A 5595-nucleotide genomic window follows, 5' to 3' on the forward strand; every position below is an offset into this window, starting at 1 on the left:
AGCTGCAGCCGGCCCAACGCCGCGCCATCAATCACAAGGTGGCCATCGACCTGCGCCGCAGCCAGGTGCAGCGCATCAAGGCGCAGCAGGGGCCGGACGGCGCGGCGTACCACGCGCGCAAGCGGCGCAAGGAATTCAAGGGGAAGAATGGACGCATCAAGCGGCAAAAGGCGGCGATGTTCGCCAAAATTCGCACCGCCAAGCACCTGAAAATGAAGACGACCGGCGACCAAATCGAAGTCGGCTTCTTTGGCTGGGTGGCGCGCGTGGCGCGGGTGCATCAGTTTGGCCAGCAAGACCGTTTGTCGAAAAAAGGGCCACTGTACAAGTACCGGGAGCGGCCACTGTTAGGAATGAGTGAGGCGAATCGGACGTTGATATGCGAATCGCTATTGCGTCACATAGAAAAAAACTAAGATGCATCGTAAGCGTCGGCCCTGCACCGTCTGGTCGTGGCAAGTAGCGTCTGCCAAAGTAGTTCCCATTACTTTTTGGCGGGAACTACTGTGGACACTGAAATGGAGTCGGTTATTCCTGTTGCACCGCTCCACCCATCTGGGTTCATGCATATGTCCTTCTAAATCGCTAAGCCCGGCAGCGACTCTATCGGCGGCGTCCATCCCGCCAGCGCCGGTTTCCTCCGCGATTTGTAGGCGTTCGTCGCATGGGAGAAAATACGGGCGTCCGTGCCGCTAGAATGGGGGCGAGTTAAACACAAGGAATTTAATGAGTTCTCCCCCATTTTTGCCATTCAACGCGCCTCCCGTATCGGAAGTCAAGCACGACCGCCACCTTGTGCGCCGCTACTTGCTGCAGTCTGCGCTGCGCTTAAACGCCGGTTCACTCTTGTTCCTGTCGCTGGCAATCGCGCTGCTTCCGCTCTGGCTGAACCACACCCCGGCCGCGCCGGGCGAAATGGAGACCCGCAAGCTGACTCCGTACATTGTCAGCGGCGTTGTGGCGGCGGTGATGGTCTGGCTCGCGCTGATGTCTAATGGGATCGCACGCAGCTTTCTAGCGCGGCTGAGCGAAGAGGGCAAGGCGCTGAGTGTCGAGGCGATGGCTTCCATGGTTACGCGTCGTATCCATGCGCCGTTCAATCCCTACACCACCTTTGACCTGTGCACCGAGTCCCTATCGGGGCTGGCGCTCGGCATGGCACTTGGCTACTCCGGTCCGCCTGCGTTTTTTCACGACCCTTTCAAGGGCCGGATCGTGCTGGGTCGCTGGCGCCCGTTGGTGCTGGGGCGCCATGTCGACGTGAGAATATCGTCCGATTTGGGCCCCAGCTGCGACATTGAGTTGCGCTGCCGACCTGGCCTGGCTTGGTTCGCGATCCAGCAGGGTGAGTCGCTAAAGACTGCCGAGATGGTGTCTACCCAACTGCAACAGCACCTCGCGCGCCATGCAAGCGCACTAAATGCGGCTCGGCGTGAGCGCGAGCTGGAACGCACCTCTCTGCAGGCACGTCTTTCAGCCTTGCAGGCCCAGGTAGAGCCGCACTTCCTGTTCAATACCCTGGCAAATCTAAAGTATCTGATCCGCACCGACCAGCGGGCCGCGCAAGAGATGCTCGACCATCTGGTCGGCTACCTGCAAAACGCGATGCCCGATATGCGCTCGGTGTCCTCGACCTTGGGACGAGAAATGGATCTTGTTAGCGACTACCTGGCGGTGATGCGCATCCGCATGGGCACGCGCCTACGCTACGCTGTCGAAGTGGCCGAAGAATTGCGCAGCCTGCCGTTCCCGCCGGCGATGCTGATCTCGCTTGTGGAGAACGCCGTCAAACACGGCTTGGAGCGGGCCAGCCGACCGGGCCTGATTACCATCAGCGTAAGGCACGAAAGCGACAGCACGGACGGGCTGCTGAGCGTGTCTGTTGTCGACGACGGGGTCGGCTTGACCGAACAATCCGGGCAAGGAACGGGATTGGCGAATATTACAGAGCGCTTGCTGCTGCTATATGGACGGAAGGCTAGCCTTTTTGTGGAGCCGGGCGACGGACAAGGCGTATGTGCAGTGTTGACGGTGCCTATTGTCGGGAGCCACGCCTGATGCCAAGCGCTCTGATCGTCGAAGACGAGCCTTTGCTAAGGGCGGAGCTGGTGGACCAGTTGTACGCCTTGTGGCCCGAACTGCAAATCGCCGGCCAGGTCGAAAACGGCATCGACGCGGTGGCAAGCATCGACGTACTGAAACCGGACATCGTATTCCTGGACATACAGATGCCCGGCCTGAACGGCATGGAGGTGGCGCGCCATATTCCCGAGTCGTGCCAGGTAGTGTTCGTTACAGCGTATGCGGACTATGCCTTGGCCGCTTTCGATACCGGCGCGTCCGACTATCTGGTCAAGCCGGTGACGACCTCACGCCTGCTGCAGACGATCCGTCGTTTGAAGTCGCGCACGGCCGCAAGCCCGCCGCCGGCCGTGTGGGAACAGCTTTTTGAACAGGAGAGCGCACCGGTGTACCTCAAGTGGATCAAGGCCTCAAGCGGCAATTCGGTGCGGCTGGTGATGGTGAGCGAAGTGCTGTACTTCCAGTCGAACGAAAAGTACACGCGGGTGGTGACGAACAACGGCGATTCGCTGATTCGGTTGCCTCTCAAGTCCCTGCTCGATCAACTGGACCCGCAGTTGTTCACGCAAATCCACCGCAGTGCCGTCGTCAATCTGCAGGCCATTGACCGGATTGAACGCATTGAATCCGGGGTGCGCAGCGGCCCTGGGCTGGAGGTCATCCTGAAAGGCCGGACCGAGCGCCTGACCGTTAGTGAGGGATTTACCAAGCAGTTCCGCCAGATGTAGCAGGGATGTTAAAGACTCCCTGCCGATTGGCCGCCTTCGTGACGACGGCGGATTTGTTGGTTCAGTTCGAAGTGAATCATTTAATCATATTAAAAAAAGGAAAATAATGATAAATAAATGGATAGTCTCCCTGGCTTTGTTATTGCTGACCGTGACAGGGGCAATCGCAGCGCCCCCCCCGGTGGCGCCGACAGTGGAGGTCAGTCGGGCAGTCCGGTTGGAGGTCATCGATACGCTGATTGCCAAGCTCAATGCCCACTACGTTTTTCCAGACAAAGCCAAACAAGTCGAGGTTGTCTTGCGCCAGCATCAGCGCGAGGGCAAATATGATAGGGTCACGGACGGTCAACAACTCGCCAAACAGCTATTCGATGACATTGATGGCGTTATCCACGACAAGCATATGTTCATCGATGTCAGTGCCCACCCGGTGCCGCCCGATGATGCAATGCCGCCGCCGCCACAGACGCGGGCGGAATGGGAAAAACAAGTGCCGCCTGCCGTGCTTGAAAGGGTTCTTGCATCAAACCTTGGCGTGGAAAAGGTCGATCATCTTAGTCCCAATATCGGCTACCTGGAGATTTCCTCATTCGGGCCGGTTTTCCTCGTATCCGACAAGTTTGCCGCAGCGATGAATAAACTCGCTAACACCGATGGCCTCATCATCGATCTGCGCAACAACGGCGGTGGCGGGGAAGACTCAGTGGCGCTACTGATCAGTTATCTTGTTGACGGGCGCACCCGCCTCAACGACATCTGGGAACGTGCGACCGGTATCACCACGCAGTATTGGACGCAGGATAAGCTCGACGGCAAACGCTATGGGGGCAAGAAGCCGATCCTCATCTTGACAGGCCCCGATACGAAGTCCGCCGCCGAATCATTTGCGTACCAAATGCAGGCGCTGAAACGCGCCAAGGTGATCGGGGAACGCACTTGGGGCGGCGCCAACGCTTCGCGCCCATATCGTCTCAGCGAGCATTTTGCTATCTTTATCCCAAGCAAGCGCCCGATCAGCTCAATTACCCATACAAACTGGGAGGGCACGGGCGTCACTCCGGATGTAGCTGCAAAGGTGAACGATGCCCTCGCGGCGGCTAAAGTTTTGATGCAGCGACAATTTCATGGGGGCGCACTATAACAATGCGTTCTGACTCTGCAATCAACCGAAGTCGCTAAGCCCCTTATCAACCCGGTCCCGCGTGCATCCGCACGCGGACTTCGGCAACATGCATTGCATGAACGCCGACCTGTCCGACCTCCTCCGCTTGCTGCAAAACCTGATCCGCCTGGGCACCATTGCCGAGGTCAAAGGGGCCAAGGCGCGCGTGCGGCTCGGTCCAACACTCACCACCGAATGGCTGAACTGGGCCACACGGCGCGCCGGCAGCACGCGCACCTGGTCGGCGCCGACGGTCGGCGAACAAGTAATCGTCTTTTCCCCAGGCGGCGACCTGACGCGCGGCATCATCATGCCGGCGCTGTACTCGCAGGCATTTGACGCGCCCGAAACCAGCGACACTATCCACGCCACGCATTACCCGGACGGCGCCGTGGTGCAGTACGACCACGCGGCCCACACCCTGACGGCAGTGCTCCCCGGCGGCACCGCTACCATCACCGCCGACAAGGTCACATCGAACGCGCCCAGCACCATCTGCACGGGCGACCTGACCGTCATGAAAAACTTGATCGTCAAGCAGTCCACTACCGTGGAGGGCGCCACCGCCCTGAACGGTGGCGTGAACGCCAAGGCCGGCGCCGCTGGCGGCGTGGCCATGGCCGTGCAAGGGACGATCAAGGCCAGCGAGGACGTGCTAGCCGGCGCCATCAGCCTGGCCAAGCATGCACACAGCGGCGTCAAGGCCGGCGGCGACAAGTCGGGCGGGCCGCAACAATGATGGGCATGCACGCCGCCACCGGGCGCAGCCTGACGGGCCTGGACCACCTGCGCCAGTCCGTGACCGACATTCTCACCACGCCGATGGGTTCGCGCATCCGGCGCCGCCGCTATGGTTCCGAAGTACCCGAGCTGATCGACCAGCCCCTGAACAGCGCCACGCAGTTGCGTATCTATGCCGCCACCGCCTTTGCGCTGCGCCGCTGGGAGCCGCGTTTGCAACTTGCCAGCGTACAGCTCACGCGCGACACGGACGGCGCCATCGCGCTGCTGCTCGATGGCACGGCGAATGGCCAGGGCATCACCCTGTCCGTACCCGTCAAGCAAGGCGGCGTCGTATGAGCACGCCCATCGACCTGACCCAATTGCCGGCACCCAGCGTGGTCGAAGTGCTGGACTTCGAAGCCATCCTGGCCGGCCGAAAGACGCACTTGGTGAGCCTGTTGCCGGAAGCCGAGCGCGCGGCCGTCACGGCTCTCCTGGAGCTGGAATCGGAACCAGCCACCAAGCTGCTGGAAGAAAACGCGTATCAAGAAACCATCCTGCGCAACCGCGTCAACGACGCGGGCAAGGCCGTCATGCTGGCGTTTGCCCTCGATGGCGACCTGGACCAATTAGGCGCCAACGTCAACGTGGCGCGCCTGACCATCAGGTCGGCCAATCCCGACGCCCTGCCTCCCGTAGCGGCCGTCATGGAAGACAACGACGCCTACCGCCTGCGCATCCAGGAAGCGCCGGACGGCCTGTCCGTGGCCGGCCCGAAGGCGTCCTACGAATTCCACGCCCGCAGCAGCGACGGCCGCGTCAAGGACGCAAGCGCCACCAGTCCGGCGCCGGCCAGCGTCACCGTCACCGTGCTGGCCAACAACGACACAGGCATCGCCG

General features: G+C 60.8%; 7 protein-coding genes. All 7 read left to right on the forward strand.

Annotated elements, in window-relative coordinates; all coding sequences use genetic code 11:
* Positions 1–416 (forward strand): phage virion morphogenesis protein (locus tag JAB6_RS00495; protein ID WP_070300938.1); only part of this gene is annotated, 416 nt, incomplete at its 5' end.
* Positions 417–726: 310 nt separating this feature from the next.
* Complete coding sequence (locus JAB6_RS00500; protein ID WP_070300940.1) at positions 727–2058, forward strand: sensor histidine kinase; 1332 nt, start codon at positions 727–729, stop codon at positions 2056–2058.
* On the forward strand, positions 2058–2810 hold the full coding sequence (locus JAB6_RS00505; protein ID WP_070300942.1) for a LytTR family DNA-binding domain-containing protein: 753 nt from the start codon (positions 2058–2060) through the stop codon (positions 2808–2810). Before JAB6_RS00500 ends, JAB6_RS00505 begins: the two co-directional genes overlap by 1 nt.
* A 106-nt stretch (positions 2811–2916) precedes the next feature.
* On the forward strand, positions 2917–3951 hold the full coding sequence (locus tag JAB6_RS00510; RefSeq protein ID WP_070300944.1) for a S41 family peptidase: 1035 nt from the start codon (positions 2917–2919) through the stop codon (positions 3949–3951).
* A gap of 97 nt (positions 3952–4048) precedes the next feature.
* Positions 4049–4711 carry a phage baseplate assembly protein V gene (locus JAB6_RS00515; protein ID WP_070300946.1) on the forward strand — a complete coding sequence of 221 codons (663 nt, stop codon included), beginning with the start codon at positions 4049–4051 and terminating at the stop codon, positions 4709–4711.
* A complete protein-coding gene (locus JAB6_RS00520; protein WP_070300948.1) occupies positions 4708–5052 on the forward strand; it encodes a GPW/gp25 family protein in 345 nt (114 codons plus the stop codon). The genes JAB6_RS00515 and JAB6_RS00520 overlap by 4 nt, the downstream gene beginning before the upstream one ends.
* Positions 5049–5595: baseplate J/gp47 family protein (locus tag JAB6_RS00525; protein ID WP_175444467.1), on the forward strand; the 547-nt coding region annotated here is incomplete at its 3' end. The genes JAB6_RS00520 and JAB6_RS00525, both read left to right, overlap by 4 nt.

The sequence above is a fragment of the Janthinobacterium sp. HH104 genome, from assembly GCF_001758715.1.
GTDB classification, from domain to species: Bacteria; Pseudomonadota; Gammaproteobacteria; order Burkholderiales; family Burkholderiaceae_D; genus Janthinobacterium; species Janthinobacterium aestuarii.

Bases quoted from the DNA above. Each gene is read 5' to 3' on its own strand.
- JAB6_RS00500 (WP_070300940.1), top strand. From the start codon at position 727: ATGAGTTCTCCCCCATTTTTGCCATTCAACGCGCCTCCCGTATCGGAA.
- JAB6_RS00505 (WP_070300942.1), top strand. From the start codon at position 2,058: ATGCCAAGCGCTCTGATCGTCGAAGACGAGCCTTTGCTAAGGGCGGAG.
- JAB6_RS00510 (WP_070300944.1), top strand. From the start codon at position 2,917: ATGATAAATAAATGGATAGTCTCCCTGGCTTTGTTATTGCTGACCGTG.
- JAB6_RS00515 (WP_070300946.1), top strand. From the start codon at position 4,049: ATGAACGCCGACCTGTCCGACCTCCTCCGCTTGCTGCAAAACCTGATC.
- JAB6_RS00520 (WP_070300948.1), top strand. From the start codon at position 4,708: ATGATGGGCATGCACGCCGCCACCGGGCGCAGCCTGACGGGCCTGGAC.